At 73.0% G+C, this 21,049-nt stretch carries 20 protein-coding genes; 14 read left to right on the top strand and 6 right to left on the bottom strand.

Annotated elements, in window-relative coordinates; translation table 11 throughout:
* Positions 1-46 precede the first annotated feature (46 nt).
* Positions 47-2,446 carry a penicillin acylase family protein gene (locus ACWF79_RS28890; protein ID WP_453731099.1) on the top strand — a complete coding sequence of 800 codons (2,400 nt, stop codon included), beginning with the start codon at positions 47-49 and terminating at the stop codon, positions 2,444-2,446.
* Positions 2,433-3,017, top strand: coding sequence for a GNAT family N-acetyltransferase (locus ACWF79_RS28885; RefSeq protein WP_453731098.1), 585 nt, complete (start codon positions 2,433-2,435; stop codon positions 3,015-3,017). Before ACWF79_RS28890 ends, ACWF79_RS28885 begins: the two co-directional genes overlap by 14 nt.
* 55 nt (positions 3,018-3,072) lie before the next feature.
* Here ACWF79_RS28885 and ACWF79_RS28880 read toward each other — a convergent pair whose 3' ends face one another.
* On the bottom strand, positions 3,073-4,158 hold the full coding sequence (locus tag ACWF79_RS28880) for an amidohydrolase family protein (protein ID WP_453731097.1): 1,086 nt from the start codon (positions 4,156-4,158) through the stop codon (positions 3,073-3,075).
* Between the two features lie 108 nt (positions 4,159-4,266).
* On the opposite strand from ACWF79_RS28880, the gene ACWF79_RS28875 reads away from it, so the two are divergent.
* The 5 genes from ACWF79_RS28875 to thpD all read left to right on the top strand — a co-directional run bounded on the left by ACWF79_RS28875 (position 4,267) and on the right by thpD (position 8,903).
* Complete coding sequence (locus ACWF79_RS28875) at positions 4,267-5,367, top strand: pyridoxal-phosphate-dependent aminotransferase family protein (protein WP_453731113.1); 1,101 nt, start codon at positions 4,267-4,269, stop codon at positions 5,365-5,367.
* Between the two features lie 437 nt (positions 5,368-5,804).
* Positions 5,805-6,323 carry a diaminobutyrate acetyltransferase gene (gene ectA / locus ACWF79_RS28870; RefSeq protein WP_453731096.1) on the top strand — a complete coding sequence of 173 codons (519 nt, stop codon included), beginning with the start codon at positions 5,805-5,807 and terminating at the stop codon, positions 6,321-6,323.
* Positions 6,320-7,588: a diaminobutyrate--2-oxoglutarate transaminase gene (gene ectB / locus ACWF79_RS28865; protein ID WP_453731095.1), complete on the top strand. Its 1,269-nt coding sequence runs from the start codon at positions 6,320-6,322 to the stop codon at positions 7,586-7,588. The genes ectA and ectB overlap by 4 nt, the downstream gene beginning before the upstream one ends.
* A 47-nt stretch (positions 7,589-7,635) precedes the next feature.
* Positions 7,636-8,034 (top strand): ectoine synthase, encoded by a 399-nt coding sequence (locus tag ACWF79_RS28860; RefSeq protein ID WP_453731094.1) that lies wholly within the window; start codon positions 7,636-7,638, stop codon positions 8,032-8,034.
* A gap of 2 nt (positions 8,035-8,036) precedes the next feature.
* Entirely contained in the window at positions 8,037-8,903 is an 867-nt protein-coding gene (thpD, locus tag ACWF79_RS28855) for an ectoine hydroxylase (RefSeq protein ID WP_453731093.1), read from the top strand.
* A gap of 96 nt (positions 8,904-8,999) precedes the next feature.
* On the opposite strand, the gene ACWF79_RS28850 is transcribed toward thpD, so the two are convergent.
* The 4 genes from ACWF79_RS28850 to ACWF79_RS28835 all read right to left on the bottom strand — a co-directional run bounded on the left by ACWF79_RS28850 (position 9,000) and on the right by ACWF79_RS28835 (position 12,437).
* Entirely contained in the window at positions 9,000-10,046 is a 1,047-nt protein-coding gene (locus ACWF79_RS28850) for an aminotransferase class V-fold PLP-dependent enzyme (RefSeq protein WP_453731112.1), read from the bottom strand.
* Between the two features lie 142 nt (positions 10,047-10,188).
* Complete coding sequence (locus tag ACWF79_RS28845; protein ID WP_453731092.1) at positions 10,189-10,899, bottom strand: DsbA family oxidoreductase; 711 nt, start codon at positions 10,897-10,899, stop codon at positions 10,189-10,191.
* Between the two features lie 64 nt (positions 10,900-10,963).
* On the bottom strand, positions 10,964-11,449 hold the full coding sequence (locus ACWF79_RS28840; protein ID WP_453731091.1) for an N-acetyltransferase family protein: 486 nt from the start codon (positions 11,447-11,449) through the stop codon (positions 10,964-10,966).
* A gap of 64 nt (positions 11,450-11,513) precedes the next feature.
* Complete coding sequence (locus ACWF79_RS28835; protein ID WP_453731090.1) at positions 11,514-12,437, bottom strand: AraC family transcriptional regulator; 924 nt, start codon at positions 12,435-12,437, stop codon at positions 11,514-11,516.
* Between the two features lie 108 nt (positions 12,438-12,545).
* Here ACWF79_RS28835 and ACWF79_RS28830 point away from each other — a divergent pair, with 108 nt between their 5' ends.
* Positions 12,546-13,541, top strand: a complete 996-nt coding sequence (locus ACWF79_RS28830) for a zinc-dependent alcohol dehydrogenase family protein (RefSeq protein WP_453731089.1) — start codon at positions 12,546-12,548, stop codon at positions 13,539-13,541.
* A 13-nt stretch (positions 13,542-13,554) separates the two neighbouring features.
* On the opposite strand, the gene ACWF79_RS28825 is transcribed toward ACWF79_RS28830, so the two are convergent.
* Positions 13,555-15,054 (bottom strand): aldehyde dehydrogenase (NADP(+)), encoded by a 1,500-nt coding sequence (locus tag ACWF79_RS28825; RefSeq protein WP_453731088.1) that lies wholly within the window; start codon positions 15,052-15,054, stop codon positions 13,555-13,557.
* Positions 15,055-15,166: 112 nt separating this feature from the next.
* Here ACWF79_RS28825 and ACWF79_RS28820 point away from each other — a divergent pair, with 112 nt between their 5' ends.
* The 6 genes from ACWF79_RS28820 to ACWF79_RS28795 all read left to right on the top strand — a co-directional run bounded on the left by ACWF79_RS28820 (position 15,167) and on the right by ACWF79_RS28795 (position 20,996).
* Positions 15,167-15,937 carry an IclR family transcriptional regulator gene (locus tag ACWF79_RS28820; protein ID WP_453731087.1) on the top strand — a complete coding sequence of 257 codons (771 nt, stop codon included), beginning with the start codon at positions 15,167-15,169 and terminating at the stop codon, positions 15,935-15,937.
* A 108-nt stretch (positions 15,938-16,045) separates the two neighbouring features.
* Positions 16,046-17,038, top strand: coding sequence for a hypothetical protein (locus ACWF79_RS28815; protein WP_453731086.1), 993 nt, complete (start codon positions 16,046-16,048; stop codon positions 17,036-17,038).
* Between the two features lie 47 nt (positions 17,039-17,085).
* Positions 17,086-18,279 (top strand): sensor histidine kinase, encoded by a 1,194-nt coding sequence (locus ACWF79_RS28810; RefSeq protein ID WP_453731085.1) that lies wholly within the window; start codon positions 17,086-17,088, stop codon positions 18,277-18,279.
* A complete protein-coding gene (locus tag ACWF79_RS28805; protein ID WP_453731111.1) occupies positions 18,279-18,926 on the top strand; it encodes a response regulator in 648 nt (215 codons plus the stop codon). The genes ACWF79_RS28810 and ACWF79_RS28805 overlap by 1 nt, the downstream gene beginning before the upstream one ends.
* Before the next feature lie 129 nt (positions 18,927-19,055).
* Positions 19,056-20,504 (top strand): peptidoglycan D,D-transpeptidase FtsI family protein, encoded by a 1,449-nt coding sequence (locus ACWF79_RS28800; RefSeq protein ID WP_453731084.1) that lies wholly within the window; start codon positions 19,056-19,058, stop codon positions 20,502-20,504.
* Between the two features lie 93 nt (positions 20,505-20,597).
* Positions 20,598-20,996, top strand: coding sequence for a hypothetical protein (locus ACWF79_RS28795; protein ID WP_453731110.1), 399 nt, complete (start codon positions 20,598-20,600; stop codon positions 20,994-20,996).
* The last annotated feature ends 53 nt before the right edge of the window (positions 20,997-21,049 follow it).

Raw genomic sequence — 21,049 nt, 5'->3', positions numbered from 1 at the left:
CCTGCGTTACCTGTAGATTAATTTAGGTCAGCCTAACCTAAGCAGAGTGAACAAGATCGGGGTCGGAGTGGGTATCGAGGTCTACCGGGACGATTGGGGCATTCCGCATCTGCGGGGCAACAATCCGGACGAACTCGCCTTCGCGCAGGGGCGGGTGACGGCGGTGGACCGGGCCTGGCAGCTGGAGGTGGAGCGGCACCGGGCGCAGGGCACGACGGCCGCGTTCCTCGGGGCCGGGGAGACCGCCTGGGACACCTTCGCGCGGCAGGCCAGGCTGGCCGACACCGCACGCCGCTGCTACGACCGGCTGGACGAGCGGACGGCGCGCTGGGTACGGGCGTACGTGGACGGCGTCAACGCGGGCCTGCCGGAAGGGGCGGTGCGTGCAGGCCAGTTCGCGCGGGTGGGGCTCACGCCCGGGCGCTGGGAGCCGTGGACGCCGCTGGCGGTCTGGCTCACCACGCACATCCTGTTCGCGGGCTTCCCCGCCAAGCTGTGGCGGGAGGAGGTCGCACGCCGGCTCGGCGAGGAGTGGACGGAGCTGTTCGCCACGGACCTGCCGTGGACGTCCGGCTCCAACGGCTGGCTCGTCTCCGGCGCCCGGACGGCGAGCGGTTCGGCGATCATCGCGGGCGACCCGCACCGCTTCATCGAGGCGCCCGGCGTGTATCAGCAGATCCGCCTCGCGTGCCCGGAGTACGACGTGCTGGGCCTGGCGGTCCCGGGCATCCCGGGCCTCGCGCACTTCGGCCACACCGGCGGGGTCGCCTGGGCGATCACCAACGCGATGTCCGACTACCAGGACCTGTACCGGGAGCGGCTCCGGCGGACCGCCGACGGCGGCATAGAGGCCCTGGGCCCGGACGGCTGGCGCCCGGCGTCCGTCCACCGGGAGACGGTGGAGGTGGCGGGTGGCGACCCGGTCGGGATCGAGGTGATCGAGACGGAGCGGGGGCCGGTGATCATCGGCTCGGACGGGGGGCCGGCGCCTGCCGGTGCGGCTTCGGCGGGCGCGGGTGCGGCTGCGGGCGCGGGTGCCTCGGGTGCGGCTGCGGGCGCTGGTGCGGCTGCGGCTGCCTCGGACGGTGCCGCAGGCGCGGACGGCGGCGGCGGTGAGGGGGCCGCCTGGGAGGCGATCAGCCTGCGGTATCCGCCGCGTGTGACCGGGGAGCTGGGGTTCGGGGTGCTGCCCGAGCTGCTGGCCGCCCGCACCGTCGCGGACGTGGACCGGGCCGTTGACGGCTGGGTCGAGCCGGTCAACGTCGTCCTGGCCGCCGACGTGGACGGCGGACTCCTGCACCGGGTCGCCGGGTACGTCCCCGTGCGCGACCACGCCAACTCCGTGCGGGTGGTGCCCGCCTGGGACGCGGCCCACGCCTGGCAGGAGGGGGCCGCGAAGCCGACGCCCCGCGCGGACGTCGAGGGCCACGCCGTCATGGCCAACGCACGCGGCCTGGCGGCGCCGCTCGGCATCGAGTTCGCTCCCCCGCACCGGGCGGCCCGGATCGACGCGCTGCTCGCCGCCTCGACGTCCTGGACGCCGGAGGCGATGGCCGACGTCCACACCGACACCGACAACCCCTCGGCGGCCCGCCTCCTCGCGGCGATCCGCGCGGCAGCCACGGACGCGGACGGCGGCGAGGCGGGCGCGGACGCCGCCGGCCCTCCCCGCCTCCCCGGCCTCTCCCCCGGCGCCCCCGCCGGAGCCCCGCCCGAGCCGGGTCCCGGCATCGGCGGCCCGGACCACGCCGACCCCGACGCCGACATCCCGGACACCGCCGCCCGTCCCGGCCTCTCGCCCGGCGCTCTCGCCGTCCGGACCCGTCTTCTGGCGTGGGACCGGCGGATGGACGCGGAGAGCAGCGACGCCGGGCTGTATGCCGCCGTGCGCGGTGCCGTCGTCCGGCGGCTCACCGGGCATGCGGCGTTCGCGGCGCTCCGGGAGCCCGTCGCGTACCCCTCGGTGTTCCTGCCCTGGCTGGCCCTCGGGCCGCGCGTGGCGTTCGCCCTGGAGACGCTGCTGGCCTTCGGTCCCGTACCGGCCGCCGATGTCGCCGAGATCGTCCGCGAGGCCCTGGAGGAGGTCGCCGCCGGCGAGGAGCCGCCCGCCTGGGGTGTCACCCACCGGCTCGCGCCCTGGCAGGCGCTCCCCGACGAGGACGACGACGCCCGATGGCCCGGCCTCTCCGGCGACCACGACTGCGTGATGTCCTCGTCCAGCGTGCCGGGGTTCACCGACCGCAGCGCCCGCGCCTCCGCCGCCCGCTACGTCTGGGACCTCGCCGACCGCGACCGGAGCCTGTGGATCGTGCCGTTCGGCGCCTCCGGGGTCGCCGACGACCCCCACCACCGCGACCAACTCCCCCTGTGGCTGCGGGGCGGACTCGCCCCCGTGACCACCGCCTGGCACCACCTCACCAAGGAGCACCCGCATGAAGACCGCTGAGCCGGTCAGGCCGGTCACGCCGGTCCACGTCCAGACCGTCGAGGGCTTCGGCACCGTCCGGATCGACCCCGTCGACCCCGACCGCGACGCCGCCCTGATCCACCGCTGGGTCAACGAGGACCGGTCCCGGTTCTGGGGCATGGGCGGTACGACCGTCGACCAGGTACGGGAGATCTACGCGCACCTGGACTCGCTCACCACGCACCACGGCTTCCTGGTACGGCGGGACGGCGAGCCGGTGGCGCTCTTCCAGACGTACGAGCCCTCGGCCGACCGTGTCGGTGAGTGCTACGACGTGGAGCCCGGCGACATCGGGGTGCACATCCTGATCGCGCCGGCCCCCACCGCCGAACCCGGCTTCACCGCCCGGCTGTTCGTCGCGCTGACCGCGTTCGCGCTGACCGGCCGTACCCGCCTCGTCGCCGAGCCGGACGCCGCCAACGAGAAGGCGATCGCCCGGCTGGCACGGGCCGGCTTCGAGCTGGGCCCCGAGGTGGTCCTGCCGGAGGTGGACCTCCCCGAGGTCTTCATCCCGCAGAAGCGGGCCCGCCTGGCGTTCCTGACCCGCTGAACCGGGCGTACGGCGAAGACGGACCGGGGCGCTCCCCTCTTGCGGGCGCCCCGGTTCAGCCGATCACACGGCCGTTCACGACGACCCTGCGCGGCGCCGCGAGCGCGCGGACGTCCGCGCGGGGGTCCTCGGCGTAGACGACGAGGTCCGCCGGCGCGCCTTCCTCCAGGGAGGGGCGGCCCAGCCAGGCGCGGGCGCCCCACGTGGTCGCCGAGAGGGCCTCGATCGGCGGGATGCCCGCCTTGACCAGCTCCTCCACCTCGGCCGCGACCAGGCCGTGGGCCAGGGAGCCGCCCGCGTCCGTACCGACGAAGACCGGGACGCCCGCGTCGTACGCCGAGCGGACCGTGTCGTACCGGCGCTCGTACAGCCGCCGCATATGCGCCGACCAGCGCGGGAACCTCTCCTCGCCGCCGTCCGCGAGACGCGGGAAGGTGGCGATGTTGACGAGGGTCGGCACGATCGCGACGCCCCGCTCGGCGAAGAGCGGGATCGTCTCCTCGGTGAGCCCGGTGGCGTGCTCGATGCAGTCGATGCCCGCCTCCACCAGGTCCCGCAGCGAGTCCTCCGCGAAGCAGTGCGCGGTGACCCGGGCCCCGAGCCGGTGCGCCTCGGCGATGGCCGCCTCGACCTCGGCGCGCGGCCAGCACGCCGACAGGTCGCCCACCTCGCGGTCGATCCAGTCGCCGACGAGCTTGACCCAGCCGTCGCCGCGCCGGGCCTCCCGTCCTACGTACGCCACCAGGTCCTCGGGCTCGATCTCGTGGGCGTAGTTGCGGATGTAGCGGCGGGTGCGGGCGATGTGCCGACCGGCCCGGATGATCTTCGGCAGGTCGTCGCGCTCGTCGATCCACCGGGTGTCGGACGGCGAGCCCGCGTCACGGATCAGCAGCGTGCCCGCGTCGCGGTCGGTCAGCGCCTGCTTCTCACTGGTGGCGTCGTCGACCGGGCCGTGCTGGTCCAGGCCGACGTGGCAGTGCGCGTCGACGAGGCCCGGCAGGGCCCAGCCCTCGACCGTCAGCGCCTCACCGGACGGACGGGTGTACGTGACGCGCCCGTCGACCGCCCAGAGCTCGTCCCGTACGTCCTCCGGGCCGACGAGCACCCGCCCCTTCACATGCAGCACCACGCGATCGCTCATGACTGCACTGTACGAGGAGGGCGGCGGAGGTCCGAAGGGGGCGGGGACCGGCTCGGTACGCTGAAACCGACGCTCGACCCCCTTTTCGAAGAAGGCACCACCGTGACCGTGACACACCCGCTGCTGGACCTCGCCCCGCTGACCGCCGCGCACTTCGCGTCCATCGAGCGGCGGGTCGCCGCCCTGCTCTCCACCGAGCAGGACGTGGTGATCACCCAGGGCGAGGCGCTGCTGCCGCTGGAGGGCTGCATCCGCAGCGGGGCCCGGCCGGGCTCGACGGCGCTGAACATCGTCACCGGTCCGTACGGTCAGACCTTCGGCAACTGGCTGCGGGACTGCGGCGCGACGGTCGTGGACCTGGAGGTGCCCTTCCACGCCGCGGTGACGGCCGACCAGGTGGAGCGGGCGCTCGCCGAGCACCCGGCGATCGACTTCGTCTCCCTGGTGCACGCGGAGGCGGCGACGGGCAACACCAACCCGGTGGCCGAGATCGGCGAGGTCGTGCGGGCGCACGGGGCGCTGTTCTACCTGGACGCGGTGGCGTCGATCGGCGCGGAGCCGGTGCTGCCGGACGCGTGGGGCGTGGACATGTGCATCATCGGCGCGCAGAAGGCGATGGGCGGTCCCGCCGGCGTCTCGGCGGTGTCGGTGAGCGAGCGGGCGTGGGAGCGGTTCGCCGCCAACCCGCGGGCGCCGCGCCGTTCGTACCTCTCCCTCCTGGACTGGAAGGAGCGCTGGATCGACGGCGGCCGCAAGGCGCTGCTGCACGCGCCGGCGCAGCTGGAGATGCTGGCCCTGGAGGCCTGTGTGGAGCGGATCGAGTCCGAGGGTCTCGACGCGCTGATGGCCCGTCACGCGTCCGCCGCCGGCGCCACGCGCGCGGGGACGCTGGCCCTCGGCGGCGGTCTGGAGCCGTACGTCCACGCGGCGAAGGACGCGGCCCCGGTCGCGACGACGCTGCGCGCCCCGGAGGGCGTGAACGCCTCGGAGCTGGTCGCCCGGGCGCTGGCGGCGGACCCGTCGCTGCCGCTGATCGCGGGCGGCGGGGCGCTGTCGAAGGAGATGATCCGGGTCAACCACTACGGCGTGGACGCGACCCCGGGCGCGGTCCAGTCCTCCCTGGCGGCCCTGGGCGCCGCCCTCGCGGAGACGGGCCGCCCGGTCGACCTGGAGGCCGCCCGGCGTGCGGTGACGGAGGCGTGGGTCTAGGGACACCCCCTAGGCCTGGACGAATCCTCCGCGGAGGGCCGGGGCGAGGACGTGCGACGTGACGTCCTCGTCCCGGCCATCCGCGCGATCGGCGACCGGCCCACCCGGCCCGTCGCCCCACATTCTCCGAGCGCAATCTCCGCACCTGCTTTCGGTGCGTTTTTCGCCCATATTCTCAGCGCGCCTTATTCAAGCGAATTCCCCTTCACCTTCCGCGTTTCTTCTGCCCCGTTTCCCGGACCCTAAACGCCAAGGTTTCGTCAGCATTTCCGGCTCATTCCACGCCCTGTGACGGACTCCACACCACGCCCATTTTGGGCGGATATATCCGGGCAAACAGGCATCGTTTCGCGCCCGCGCGAATAACACATCCGGCTCTCTCCGCCCACCCCTCAGCCCCATGCAATTCGCGAATTCAATCGGTAAATTCCCTCGCCATGACCGCAGCACAAGCAGCCATGACACTGGAAAGCCCACGCGTGGAGGACGGAGCCGCAATCTGGCGCATCGCACGCGATTCGCGGGTGCTGGACCTGAACTCCTCGTACAGCTACCTGCTGTGGTGCCGCGACTTCGCCGCCACCTCGCTGGTCGCGCGCGCCGCCGACGGCGAGCCGGTCGCCTTCGTCACCGGGTACCTGCGCCCGGACCGGCCGGGCACCCTCGTCGTCTGGCAGATCGCCGTCGACGAGACCCACCGAGGGCGAGGCCTGGCCGGTGTACTGCTCGACGCGCTGACCGCCCGGGTCACCCCGGAGGCCGTCGAGACGACGATCACGCCCGACAACACGCCCTCGGACCGGCTCTTCACCGCCTACGCCGCCCGGCACGGACTCCACCTGGAGCGCGAAGTCCTCTTCGACGGGGGCCTGTTCCCCGACACCGCCGACGGCGCCCATCAGCCCGAAGTCCTGTACCGCATAGGCCCCTTCCACACCCCCGGAGCTTCGCTGTGACCCTCACCCCTCCCGAACTGAGCGTCTTCGAGACCCTGGAGTCGGAGGTGCGCAGCTACTGCCGCGGCTGGCCCACCGTCTTCGACCGCGCGCAGGGCGCGCGCCTCACCGACGAGGACGGGCACGAGTACCTCGACTTCTTCGCGGGCGCGGGCTCGCTCAACTACGGCCACAACAACCCCGTACTGAAACGGGCGTTGATCGACTATCTGGAACGCGACGGGATCACCCACGGTCTCGACATGGCGACCACCGCCAAGCGGACCTTCCTGGAGACCTTCCAGGAGGTCGTGCTGAAGCCGCGCTCCCTGCCGTACAAGGTGATGTTCCCGGGGCCGACCGGCACCAACGCCGTGGAGTCCGCGCTGAAACTGGCGCGGAAGGTGAAGGGCCGCGAGTCGGTCGTCTCCTTCACCAACGCCTTCCACGGCATGTCGCTCGGTTCGCTGGCCGTCACCGGCAACGCCTTCAAGCGGGCCGGGGCCGGGATTCCGCTGGTGCACGGCACCCCGATGCCGTTCGACCACTATCTCGACGGTCAGGTACCGGACTTCCTCTGGTTCGAGCGGCTGCTCGACGACCAGGGTTCCGGTCTGAACAAGCCGGCCGCGGTGATCGTCGAGACGGTGCAGGGCGAGGGCGGCATCAACGTGGCGCGGGCCGAGTGGCTGCGCGCGCTCGCCGACCTGTGCCGGCGCCAGGACATGCTGCTGATCGTCGACGACATCCAGATGGGCTGCGGCCGTACCGGCGCCTTCTTCTCCTTCGAGGAGGCCGGCATCACCCCGGACATCGTCACGCTGTCGAAGTCGATCAGCGGGTACGGGCTGCCGATGTCGCTCTGCCTGTTCCGGCCGGAGCTGGACGTCTGGGAGCCCGGCGAGCACAACGGCACCTTCCGGGGCAACAACCCGGCCTTCGTCACCGCAGCCGCCGCGCTCGACGCGTACTGGGCCGACGGCCAGATGGAGAAGCAGACCCTGGCACGCGGCGAGCAGGTCGAGCAGGCGCTGCTCGCCGTCTGCGAGGAGAACTCCGCCGACGGCGCCCACTTCCGGGGCCGTGGCCTGGTCTGGGGCCTGGAGTTCGCCGACCGGACCCGGGCCTCGAAGGTCTGCGCCCGCGCCTTCGAGCTGGGGCTCCTGCTGGAGACCTCGGGCCCGGAGAGCCAGGTCGTCAAGCTCCTCCCGCCGCTGACCATCACGCCGGAGGAGCTGGACGAGGGACTGCGCACGCTGTCCCGCGCGGTCCGCGAGACCGCCTGAAACACCGGTACCACCGGTACCACCGGTAGAAGAGGAGTTGCACCACCGTGATCGTCCGATCGTTCAAGGACATCGAGAACACCGACCGCCATGTGCGGGCTGCCTCCGGCACCTGGGAGAGCAAGCGGATCATCCTCGCCAAGGAGCGGGTCGGCTTCTCGCTCCACGAGACCGTGCTCTACGCGGGCACCGAGACGTCCATGTGGTACGCCAACCACGTCGAGGCCGTCCTGTGCGTCGAGGGCGAGGCCGAGCTGACGAACGACGAGACCGGCGAGACGCACTGGATCGAGCCGGGCACGATGTACCTGCTCGACGGCCACGAGCGGCACACCATGCGCCCCAAGACCGATTTCCGCTGCGTCTGCGTCTTCAACCCCCCGGTCACCGGGCGGGAGGACCATGACGAGAACGGGGTGTACCCCCTGCTCACGGAGGAGGGCTGATCATGACCGACGTCCTGACCGACCTGTACCCGACCCGCGGCGCCTCCGAGGTGCTCACGCCCCGCCGGGACCCGGTGGTGTGGGGCGACGCCCCGGGCCTTGAGTCGTACGACCGGGACGGCTTCCTGGTCGAGCCGGAGCTGCTGACCGACGACGAGGTCGCCGGCTACCGGCGCGAGCTGGACCGGCTGGTCGCCGATCCGGCCGTACGCGCCGACCCGCGCGCGATCGTCGAGTCGAAGTCGTCCACCGTACGGTCCGTCTTCGAGGTGCACCGGATCAGCGAGGTCTTCGCCCGCCTGGTCCGCGACGAGCGGGTGGTGGGCCGGGCCCGCGAGATCCTCGGTTCGGACGTGTACGTCCACCAGTCGCGGATCAACGTGAAGCCGGGCTTCGGCGCCTCCGGGTTCTACTGGCACTCGGACTTCGAGACCTGGCACGCGGAGGACGGCCTGCCGCGCATGCGCACGGTGTCGGTGTCGATCGCGCTGACCGAGAACCACGACACCAACGGCGGCCTGATGATCATGCCGGGCTCGCACCGGACGTTCCTGGGCTGCGCGGGCGCGACGCCGAAGGACAACTACAAGCGGTCCCTCCAGATGCAGGACGCGGGCACCCCGTCGGACGAGGCGCTGACCTCGCTCGCGGACGCGCACGGCATCAAGCTCTTCACGGGCCGGGCGGGTTCGGCGACCTGGTTCGACTGCAACGCGATGCACGGCTCGGGCGACAACATCACGCCGTACCCGCGCAGCAACGTCTTCATCGTCTTCAACAGCGTCGAGAACGCGGCGGTGGAGCCGTTCGCGGCGCCGGTACGGAGGCCGGAATTCATCGGGGCGCGGGACTTCACGCCGGTGCGGTAGCGCTGTCGCGGTGCGGTAGCGCTGTCGCGGGTGTGGTGACGCCGTCGCGGGTGCGGTGACCGAGCGGGGCCCCTTCCTTGGGGGCCCCGCCGCCGGTCAACCCGCCAGGACCTCCAGGGCGCGGTCGACGTCGGCCGGGCCGTTGTAGAGGTGGACGGACACCCGCAGGTTGCCCGCGCGGGCGGACGTCAGGACGCCGGCGGCCGCCAGTTCGGGCTGCCGGTGGCCGAGCCCCGGGATGCCCACCACGCCGGAGACGTCCGGCACGGGGGCGTGGCCCAGCTCCGCGAGGCCGGCCCGGAAGCGGGCGGCGAGAGCCTTGTTGTGGGCCTCGATCCGCTCGATGCCGATCTCTTCGAGCAGCGCGAGCGAACGGGCCGCCCCGTGGTACGAGAGGAACGCCGGCGGCTCGTCGAACCGCCGTGCGGCGCGGGCCAGTTCGCGCACCGGCCCGTAGCTGTTCGCCCACACCTCCTCGCCCGTGACCCAGCCGGCGTGGATGGCGACCAGCTCCTCCTGCGCCTCCTCGGTGACGGTGAGGAAGGACGCGCCGCGCGGGCAGAGCAGGAACTTGTAGCCGCCGGACACCGTGAAGTCCCACTCCCCCGCGCGCAGCGGCAGCCAGCCCGCCGACTGGGTGGCGTCGAGGAGCGTGCGGGCTCCGTGCGCGGCCGCCGCGGCCCGTACCGCCGCGAAGTCGGCCGTACGGCCGTCCGCCGACTGGACGGCGGAGAAGGCGACGAGCGCGGTGTCGGGGCCGACGGACTCCGCGAGCCGCTCCAGCGGCACGAAGCGCGTCTTGAGGTCGCCGCGCACGGTGAACGGCGTGATCAGCGAGGCGAAATCGCCCTCGGGGAAGAGGATCTCGGCGCCCGCGGGCATCGACTGCGCGATCATCCCGACGTGGACGGAGACGGAACTGCCGACGGCGACCCGGTCCGGGTGGACGGCTGTGAGCCGCGCGAAGGTGGCGCGGGCCTCGTCGACGACGTCGAAGCTGCCGGCGCCGTCGGGGCGGCCCGCCGCCGTCTCCTCGCAGAGCCGCGTGACGGCCTTGATCGTGCGGCGCGGCAGCAGCGCGCACACGGAGGTGTTCAGATACGTCTGCTGGGGCGCGAACTCGGCTCCGCCGAGGGGTTCCATGACATCCGTGGCATCCATGGCACCAGCCTGGGCTCCCCCTGACCCCAAGTCAATGACGAATGATCAAGGGGAGTCCCCAACTCACGCTTATAACCCCAGGTCCGAGCCCTGACCCAGCTCCAGGCCCCGGGCCGATCGGCCCTCAGACCTCGCAGTTCCCGTCGACGTCACAGGCCGGAGCCGCCGCCGTGTCGGCGCCGACCGGCTGGAGGACCGTCCGGCCCTGCCAGGCCTGCTCCAAAGCCTGCGTGAAGACCTCGGCGGGCTGGCCGCCGGAGATGCCGAAGCGGCGGTCCAGGACGAAGAACGGCACGCCGTTCGCGCCCAGTTCGGCCGCCTCGCGCTCGTCGGCCCGTACCGCCGCCGCGTACGCGGTCTCGTCGGCGAGCACGGCCCGGACCTCGGCCTCCTCCAGGCCGGCCTCGACCCCGAGCCGGACGAGCGTCTCGGCGTCGAAGACGGACCGCTCCTCGGCGAAGTTGGCGCGGTAGGCGAGGTCGAGCAGCTCGTTCTGCCGACCGCGCTCCTTGGCGAGGTGGAGCAGGCGGTGGATGTCGAAGGTGTTGCCGTGGTCGCGGCCCTCGGTGCGGTACCCCAGACCCTCGGAGTGCGCGTTGGAGGCGACGTGCGCCTCCATGGCGCGGGCCTCCTCCAGGGTCCGGCCGTACTTCTTCGCCAGCATGTCGAGGACCGGCCCGGTGTCGCCCTTGGCCCGGTTCGGGTCGAGCTCGAAGGAGCGGTGCACGACCTCGATCTCGTCGCGGTGGGCGAAGGCCGCGAGCCCCTTCTCGAAGCGGGCCTTGCCGATGTAGCACCACGGGCAGGCGATGTCGCTCCAGATCTCGACGCGCATGTTCTTTCTTCTCTCCGGGGTCGGGGGGGTGTTCCGAGGGCGGGAACGCGCGCCCTCGCCGGATTCATTCCGGTCCGGGCGCCAGTGTGAGGCGGAGCACGAGGTGGGTGCCGGAGCGCGGGGCGTCGGGGTCGGGGGTCCAGGCGCGGGCGGCGTAGAAGGCGCGGGCCCGTTCGTTCGGCTCGAACACCAGGAGGCGGGCCTCGGTGAGGCCCTCGGCGCGCCAGGCGTCCAGGCAGGCGGTGTGCAGCTCGGTGCCGACGCCGCGCCGCCAGTGGTCGGGGCGGACATGGAGCTGGGTGAGCGTGACCGTACCGTCGCCGGTGTCGCTCCTGCTGTACGCGGCGACGCCGGCCGGTACGCCGTCCCGTTCCGCCACGAGCACGTCGCCCCGCTCCACGGCCCTGCTCCACCCCTCCCGGGAGCGGGCGAGCTCCTCGGGGCCGGCGTACTCGGTGGCGGGGAGGTGGGCGCGGTAGTAGGTGGAGCGGGCCTCCAGGTGCAGGGCGGCGATGGCGTCGAGGTCGTCGGGGGTCGCGTGTCGGATCATGACAGCGGGGACGCGCGGAGCGCGGGAATCGGTTGCCCGCGCCCCTTCGTCCGCCCGCGCCGCCCTACGCCCCCTTGCGGTACCGTCCCGGCGCCGTCCCGTACTCCCGCTTGAACGCCTTGGCGAAGGCGAACTCCGAGGCGTATCCCGACCGTTGGGCCACCGTGCGGAGCGGGGTGTCGTCCGCGCGGAGCATCCGCCCGGCCGTCGTCATGCGCCACCACGTCAGGTACGCCAGCGGTGGCCGCCCCACGAGCGTGGCGAAGCGGCGGGCGAAGGCGGCGCGCGAGAGGCCGCCCTCGGCGCCGAGCTCCTCCACCGTCCACGGCCGGGCCGGGTCCGCGTGGATCGCGCGCAGGGCCGCGGCGACGGCGGGATCGCTCAGGGCGGCGGACCACCCGGTGGCCCGGTCCGGGCGCTCGGTCAGCCACCAGGTACGCAGCATCAGCACCAGCAGCGTGTCGAGCAGGGCGGGCACGAGCGCGTCGGATCCCGGCTGCGGATCGGCGAGTTCGGCGCCGAGCAGGTCGATGGCGGCGCGCAGCCGGGGATGGGCGCCGACCCGGGCGGGGATGTGCACGTACGACGGCAGCTCGGTGAAGAGGGGATGCGCCCGGACCCTGCTCACCTGGTACGCGCCGCACACCAGCAGGGTCTCGTCCGCTCCGGCGGGCACGCGGTCGGGCGGGGTGGGCCAGGAGCCGTCGGAGGCCTGCACGGCGTCGACGAGCGGGGTGTCGGGGCCGGCGGCGAGTCCGTGACCGGTGCCGTGCGGGAGCAGGACCGCGTCTCCGGGGCGGAGCTCGACCGGTTCGGTCCGCCCGCCGCCGCCCGGCGGGATCAGCCAGGCCGTTCCCTGGACCACCGCGTGGAATCCGGCACCCTCGCTTGGCGGGAAACGGACGCCCCACGCACCGGAGTTGACGTTACGGGAGGAGTGCGGGCGCCCGGTGCGCATGGCCGCCACGGCATCGCTGAGTACGTCCATGGCCCGCACCGTACCGCGAGACGGCGCGAGAGGCCCCGAGACGGACGGACATGACGGGGAGGCCCTGGGACATGGTCCGTCTCGCCGCCCCTGCCTAGCGTCGACGCCATGACGAATCAGATGACACGCGCCGTGCTGTTCCACGAGATCGGCGGACCCGACGTCCTGGCGGTGGAGGACGTGCCGCTTCCCGCGCCCGGCCCGGCCGAGGTGCTCGTCCGGGTCGAGGCGATCGGCCTCAACCGCGCCGAGGCCCTCTTCCGCGCGGGCACCTACTACTACCGGCCGACGCTCCCCGGCTCCCGGCTCGGTTACGAGGCGGCGGGCGTGGTGGAGGCGGTCGGCGCGGGCGTGACCGCGTACGCCGTCGGCGATCCGGTGATGGCGGCCGCCAATTTCGACTTCGGGGTCCACGGCGTGCACGCGGAGCGCGTGGTGCTGCCCGAGGAGTACGTGGTGCCCAGGCCCGAGGGCGTGGACGCGGTGACCGCCGCCGCCTCGTGGCTGACGTACACGACCGCGTACGGCGGCATGGTGGAGGCGGGCGGGCTGCGACCCGGCGACGCGGTGGTGATCACGGGGGCGTCCAGCGGCGTCGGGACGGCCGCGATCCAGGTGGCGCTGAGGCTCGGAGCGGTGCCGATCGTCACGACACGCGGCGCGGGAAAGCGGCAGGGGCTGCTGGACCTGGGCGCGGCGCGGGTGATCACGACGGAGAGCGAGGACGTCGTGAAGGAGGTGCGGCGGTTCACCGAGGGGCGGGGTGCGCGGGTCGTCTTCGACGCGATCGGCGGACCGGGCTTCGCCGAGCTGGGCAACGCCTTGGAACCGGACGGTACGGCGGTGCTGTACGGCTGGCTCGACCACCGGCCGGCCACGATGCCCATGAACTGGCCGCTCACCGTGCGGGGTTACGCCAACGGCGCGGTGGTGCGCACCCAGGAGGGACGGCGCCGGATGGCCGGTTTCCTCGGCACCGGTCTGCGCGACGGCTCGCTGGCGCCGGTGATCGCCGAGACCTTCGAGGGTCTGGAGCGGATCACCGACGCCCATCGGCTGATGGAGTCCGACACGCACACGGGCAAGATCGTCGTACGCGTGTGAGAGGTACCGGGCCTCAGCGGCGCGGCAGCCCGAGCGGGTTGCCGTCGCGGAGCTCCGGCGGCAGCAGGTGCTGCGGCGTCGACTGGTAGGTGACCGGGCGCAGCCAGCGCTCGATCGCGGTCGCGCCGACCGAGGTGGAGGTGGAGGTGGTCGCCGGGTACGGGCCGCCGTGGTGCTGGGCGCCCGAGACGGCCACGCCCGTCGGCCAGTCGTTGACGAGCACGCGGCCGGCCAGCGGGGTGAGCTGGGCGAGCAGGGCCGCGGCCTCCGGGTCCTCGTCGGCCATCTGGAGGGTGGCGGTGAGGTTGCCGGGGAGCAGGGCGAGGACGGGCGGGATCTGGTCCGGTGAGTCGTAGCGGGCGACGACGGTGAGGGGGCCGAAGCACTCCTCCAGGAGCTCCCCGTGCCCGCCCTCCAGCAGGGTGGCGGCTTCGACGGCCAGGAAGCCCGCGGTGACGGTGTGCTCGTCGGCGGCACCGGGCAGGACGGGCGCGGCGACACCGGGCAGTCCGGCGCGCTCGGCGGCCCCGGCGACGAAGGCGCCGCGCATGCGCGCGTCGAGCAGTACGCCGGGGTCCGTGCCCCGCACGCCGTCCTCCAGGGCGGCCACGAAGCGGTCGCCGGCCTCGCCCGTGGGCGCCAGGACGAAGCCGGGCTTGGTGCAGAACTGGCCCTGGCCCAGGGTCATGGAGGCCGCGAGCCCGGTCCCGATCTCGGCGGCCCGCGCCTCGGCGGCCGCTCCGGTGATCACGACCGGGTTGAGGGAGCCGAGCTCGCCGTGGAAGGGGATCGGCACGGGGCGGGCGGCGGCCGCGTCGAAGAGCGCCCGGCCGCCCCGGACCGAACCGGTGAAGCCGGCCGCCGCGATCAGCGGGTGGCGGACCAGCTCCACCCCGGCGTCGAAGCCGTGGACGAGGGCGACGACGTCCTCGGGCAGCCCGACCTTGACGGCGGCCCGCCGGAGCAGGGCGGCGCAGAGCTCGGAGGTGGCCGGGTGGTCGGGGTGGGCCTTGACGACGACGGGGCAGCCGGCCGCGAGGGCGCTTGCGGTGTCGCCGCCGGGGACGGAGAAGGCGAGCGGGAAGTTGCTGGCGGAGTAGACGGCGACGACGCCGAGCGGGATCTTCCAGCGGCGCAGGTCGGGCGTGGGCGGGGTGGTCGTGGGGTCGGGCAGGGCGATCCGTACGTCGAGGAAGGCGCCCTCGTCGACCACGTCCGCGAAGGCACGCAACTGGCTGGTGGTGCGGGCCAGTTCACCGGTGAGCCGGACGGGGCCGAGGGCCGTCTCGGCGTCGGCGGTCTCGACGACGTCCGGCCGGGCCTCGTCGAGGAGGTCGGCGGCGGTACGGAGCAGGGCCGCCCGTACCGTACGGTCGGCGAGCGCCTCACGGGTGGCCGCGGCTGCGGTGACCGCCCGGTCGACGTCCTCGGCTGTGGCCTCCACCGCAACCTGTTCCCGCGGCTTCCCCGTCCGGGGGTCCACACTCCACACTGGTTCAGCAGCCACCGCCATGCCCCTCTTCGCGCCCTGTTCGCTATTCTGAACAGAGTTCCGATAGATGAATGGGACTCTATTGACGGGTGTGCCGACTCCACAAGAGGCACCAGGACGAGGGGTGAGGGCGATGTCGACTGCCGACACGGGCGGGGCCCAGGTCAAGTCCGCGGTGCGGACCGTGGAGTTGCTCGAATATTTTGCGGGGCGCCCCGGCATGCACTCGCTGGCCGCCGTCCAGGAGGCGGTCGGCTACCCCAAGTCCAGCCTGTACATGCTGCTGCGCACCCTGGTCGAGCTGGGCTGGGTGGAGACGGACGCGACGGGCACGCGGTACGGCATCGGTGTCCGGGCCCTGCTGGTCGGCACCTCGTACATCGACGGCGACGAGGTGGTGGCCGCCGCCCGGCCCACCCTCGACCGGCTGTCCGACGACACCACCGAGACCATCCACCTCGCCCGGCTCGACGGCACCAACGTCGTCTACCTGGCGACCCGTCAGTCCCAGCACTACCTGCGGCCGTTCACCCGCGTGGGTCGCCGGCTGCCCGCCCACTCGACCTCCCTGGGCAAGGCGCTGCTCGCCACCCACAGCGACGAGCAGGTCCGCAAGATGCTCCCGGAGACGCTGCCGGCGCTGACCGAGCACACGATCACCGACCGCGAGAAGCTCATCGAGGAGCTGCACCTCGTCCGCGAGCAGGGCTTCGCGGTGGACCGCGAGGAGAACACCCTCGGGCTGCGCTGCTTCGGCATCGCGATCCCCTACCGGACCCCGGCCCGGGACGCGATCAGCTGCTCGGTGCCGGTGGCCCGGCTCACCCCCGCGCACGAGCAGATGATCAAGGACGCCCTCTTCGACGCGCGCGACCGCCTGACACTGGCGACCCGCCGCCTCTGAGCCCGGCCGCGCGTACCTGCGGGTGGACCGCTCTCTCCGCCGTGCGGGGGAGGCGGTTCACCGCCGGGCAGGACGTGCCGGGAGGCGGGTGCGCGGGAGCGTGACGGCATGACATCGACCGCTTCCCTTCCCGCCGCAAGGGGCACGTCCGACGGCACGCCGAGCGCCGCCCGCCGGGTCCTGCGCGTTCTCGCCGTCCTGGCCTGCGTCCCGTACGTCACGATCAAGATCGCCTGGATGGCGGGGAGCGAGATCGGCATCCCGGCCGGCAGTCCGCTGCTCGACGACCGGGGCCTGATGATCGCCGTCAACGGCGTCACGGTGCTCATGGACGCCGCCGTCGTGGTCCTCGCCCTGCTGCTCACCCAGGCGTGGGGCCGGCGCGTGCCGTCCTGGCTGCTCGCCCTGCCGATGTGGGGAGCGACGGGCCTGATCGCCCCGATCATGGTCGGCTTCCCGGCACAGACCGTCGTCTCGCTCGTCACCGCCCCCGAACCGGCCGGCAGTCGCGAACCCTTCCTGGACCCCTGGGTCTTCACCGTCGTCTACGGCGGCTTCATCGTCCAAGGACTCGCGCTCGGCACCCTGTTCGTCCTGTACGCCCGCGACCGCTGGGGCCAGGTCTGGCGCGGCACCCTCGGCGACCTGCCCGCCCACCTCCCGGGGGCCGGTGTGCGCCTCGCGGCCGTGGCGGGCGCTCTGCTCGCGCTGGGCCCGGCCACCACGCACACGCTCTGGGCCGCGGGCTCCGCAGCCGGACTGCCGGAGGCGCGCACCGGAGCGTGGGACGCCGATCTCGCCGTGCTGGAAGCCATGCGTGTGCTCTTCCTCGCGGTCGCCGTGGTCTCCGTCCTGGCCCTGGTCCTCCGCCGGGGCCCGTCGCTCCGGGTGCGGACGGTGCTGGGTCTCGGCTGGCTCGGCTCCGCCGGGACGGGCTGCTGGGGCGCCTATCTGCTGCTGGTGACGTTCATGCCGGAGACCGATCCCGCCAAGGCGGCCACGGCCCTGATGCGGCTGACCTACGCTGGGGAAATGATCATCGGGTTCCTGCTGGCCGGCTGTCTGGCCGTCTTCCTGCGCCGCCGGAGCGCCGGCGCGTGAGACGGCCGCTCGCCTCGCTCCTGGGACGACGGGCCAGGCTCCGCTGGGTGCATCTGATCCTGGGCGGCGCGCTGTTCATGCCCTACTGGCTGGTCGGCAGCGTCGTCATGGCCTGGGGCCTCGACGGGGAGCCGCTGTTCGCGGGCGGGCTCTCCACCCAGTTCGGGGCGTACGCCGTCGGCCTGCCGCTCGCCGCGATCACCTCCCTCTTCCCGCTGACCCGGCCCATGTCGGTGGCGGCGGCGCGGGCGCTGTGCGGAATCACGGACAACGGCCGACTCGCGGACGGGCCGGCCCAGGGGCGGAGCGCGAAGGTACGTACGGCGGGCTGGTTCACGCTCCACCTGGGGATCGGCGCACTGATCAGCGGGGCGACGCTGGCCCTTCCGCCGTTCGCCGTGACGGTCATGGCGCTGCCGTTCTCCCCGTCGCTCCAGAGGTCGGAGCTGACCTCGTTCTGGGGCCTGGACCGGCCGTGGGTGCTGTGGGCGGGGGTCCCGGCCGGGCTGCTGATGCTGCTCGCGCTCGCCGCCGTCGCGGCGGGGTCAGGCGCCTTCCTCGCCCGGCAGGCGCCCCGGCTGCTCGGGCCGAGCCCGGCGGACCGCCTCGCGGCGGCCGAGCGGCGCGCCGCCGAGCTGGCCGTGCGCAACCGGCTCGCCCGCGAGCTGCACGACTCCGTCGGCCACGCGCTGAGCGCGGTGACCCTCCAGGCGGGCGCGGCGCGCCGGGTCCTGGACAGCGACGTGGAGTTCGTACGGGAGGCACTGGCCGCGATCGAGGAGACCACCCGGCGCACGGTCGGCGAACTCGACTCGGTCCTGGGCCTGTTGCGCGACGGCGAGGACGACGGGGAGCTGCCCGCGCCCCGGCTCGACGCGTTGGACGCGCTGGTGCGGGGCGCCGGGCGGCACGTGGAGCTCAAGGTGACCGGGGCGCTCGACCGGGTGCCGGACGCGGTGTCGAGGGAGGCGTACCGGATCGTGCAGGAGGGCCTGACGAACGCGGCCCGGTACGCGGGCGGGGAGCGCGTGACCGCGCGGATCGCCCTGGACGACGACGAGTTGGAGATCACGATGGAGAACCCCCTGCCCGGCCACGCCCCGGTGACCCGCCCCGGCGGCGGCCGGGGTCTGCGCGGCGTCGGCGAACGCGCGCGCCTGCTCGGTGGCACGTCCTCGGCGGGCCCGGTGGGCGAAGTCTGGCGGCTCACGGTGCGGCTGCCGCTGGGGAGCGCCCGGTGATCCGGGTGGTGCTCGCGGACGACGAGCGGATGGTGCGGACCGCCCTGCGGGTCATCCTGGACGCCGAGCCGGACGTGGAGGTCGTCGGCGAGGCGTCGACCGGGGCCGAGGCGGTGTCGGTGGTCCGCGAGGCGCGGCCTGACGTGGTCCTCATGGACGTACGGATGCCGGAGATCGACGGGATCCGGGCGACCGAGCAGATCCTCGCGGGGATGGCGGAGCCGCCGCGGATCGTGGTGGTGACGACCTTCGAGAACGACGCGTACGTCTACGACGCGCTCCGGGTGGGGGCCGCCGGCTTCCTGCTCAAGCGGGTGGGCGCGCAGGAGCTGGTCGACGCGGTCCGGCTGGTCGCCCGCAGCGACTCGCTGCTCTACCCGGCGGCGGTCCGGGGCCTGGCCGCCGAGCACGCCCGCCGCAGGCCCCCCGCGGCGCCGCCGTGGGTGGCCCGGCTGACGGAGCGGGAGGCGGAGGTGCTGCGCCTGGTCGCGACGGGCCTGACCAACGCGGAGATCGCCGGACGGATGGGCGTCGGCCCGGCGACGGTGAAGACCCACGTGGCGGCGGTCCTGGCGAAGACGGGCGCCCGGGACCGTACGCAGGCGGTGATCCTGGCGTACGAGTCGGGCTTCGTCGGGACGCGCTGAGCCGCGCATGCCACGCGGTACGCGCCCGGGTGGAGTCGGTCACCCCCGCACCACCGGCGCATGAACGTTTCCTGAGAAAAGGGACGCACCCGGAACGGAACGCCCCCTTCCACTCGTCCCGCAGATGGGATGAACAAGACGATCAGGCGCGCCTCGGTCTTCTCGCTGCTCCTGGTGCTCGCCCTGCTGGGCCGGGCGACCTGGGTGCAGGCGTACGAAGGCAAGGCCCTCGCGGACGACAAGAAGAACCGGCGGAACGTGATGGCGCAGTACGCGCAGCCGCTCGGGAACATCATCGTGGCCGGTTCGCCGGTCACGGGCTCGAAGAGGACGGAGGGTGGCGATCTCGCGTACAAACGCGACTACACCGACGGCGCGCTGTACGCGGCCGTCACCGGCTACAGCTCACAGGCGTACGGCGCCAACCAGCTGGAGGGCATCTACTCCGACGTCCTGGACGGCACCGACACCCGTCTGAAGAACCCGCTCGACGCCCTCACCGGCAAGCAGCAGGAGCCCGGTGACGTGGTCACGACGATCGACCCGGCCGTACAGAAGGCCGCGTACCAGGCGCTCGGCTCGAAGAAGGGCGCGGCCGTCGCGATCGACCCGAAGACCGGCCGGATCCTCGGAATGGTGTCCACCCCTTCGTACGACCCGTCCACGATCGCCGGACTGACCGACGGCTCCGCCTGGAAGCAGCTGACCGAGGACAAGGACAAGCCGCTGGTCAACCGCGCGCTGCGGCAGCCGCTGCCGCCCGGCTCGACGTTCAAGCTGGTCGTCGCGGCGGCGGCGCTGGAGAACGGCCTCTACGGCTCCGTCGACACGGCGACCAGGAGCCCGAACCCGTACAAGCTGCCCGGCTCGACCCGCTACCTGGAGAACGAGAACCCCTCCGCGCCCTGCGAGAACGCCACGATCCGCACCGCGCTGCAGTACTCCTGCAACAACGTCTTCGCCAAGATCGCGGTCGACCTCGGCCAGGACAAGGTGAAGGCGATGGCGGAGAAGTTCGGCTTCAACGACAAGGAGCAGGACGTCCCCGTACGCGCCTATCCGAGTGTGTATCCGTCGGACATGGACAAGGCGCAGACGGCCCTGACCGGTATCGGTCAGTTCGATGTGACGGCGACCCCGCTCCAGATCGCCATGGTGTCCGCGGCGATTGCCAACGATGGACTCATGGCCTCGCCGCACATGGTCTCGCAGGTCGTGGACTCCGACGGCGACGCGCTCGAATCCTTCGAGGACGGAGAGACGAAGCGGATCGTATCCTCCTCGACGGCGGAGCAGCTGCGCGGCGCGATGGTGACCGTCGTCGACAAGGGCACGGGCACGAACGCGGCGATCTCCGGCGCCGAGGTGGGCGGCAAGACCGGCACGGCGCAGCACGGCGAGAACAACAGCAAGACGCCGTACGCCTGGTTCACCTCGTACGCGAAGGACGCGGACACCGGCAAGGAGGTCGCGGTGGCCGTGCTGATCGAGGACTCGGGCGCGGCGCGCTCGGAGGTCAGCGGCAACGGTCTCGCGGCCCCGGTGGCCCAGAAGATCATGAAGGCGGCGCTGAAGTAGCACCTCGGGGCCTGAAGTAGCCTCGCGGGGAACATACTTGCGAGAAAGCGGAGGACCGCCGTGCGCCTGCCCCGTTCCCCTTCCGGCTGGACCATGGCGGTCTTCGGGCTGCTCGCCGCGGGTATGGGGGTGGTGGGTCTGGTGTCTCCCGACACCATGCTCACCGGCATGGGCTTCGAGCCCCTGTCCGAAGCGAGCCGCGCGGAGGGTGACCACACCCTCGTCTTCCTCACCGCCTCCTCGATGGCGGCGCTCAACATGGGCGTGTACTACATCCTGGCCGCGTTCGCGGACTGGAAGCCGTTCTTCCGTTGGACGGTCCCGTTCCGGCTGCTGACCTGCGCGGTCTTCACCCTCGCGGTGGTCTCGGGCCGCGCTCCGGCCGGCTTCCTCGGGGTCGGGCTCTGGGAGGGCCTGGGCGCGCTGGCGACGGGCGCCGCCCTCCGGTACGAGAACCGCGTGGCCCGTGCCACGCCGGACGGCGCGCGGTAACCAGCCAGGCGGTGCCGCGCAGCCTCTCTGGGGCATCTGCCCGATCCGGTCGG

Source organism: Streptomyces sp. NPDC054975, assembly GCF_053609105.1.
Note: the sequence above shows the minus strand (reverse complement) of the source record. Positions and strands in the feature narration are given on the sequence as shown.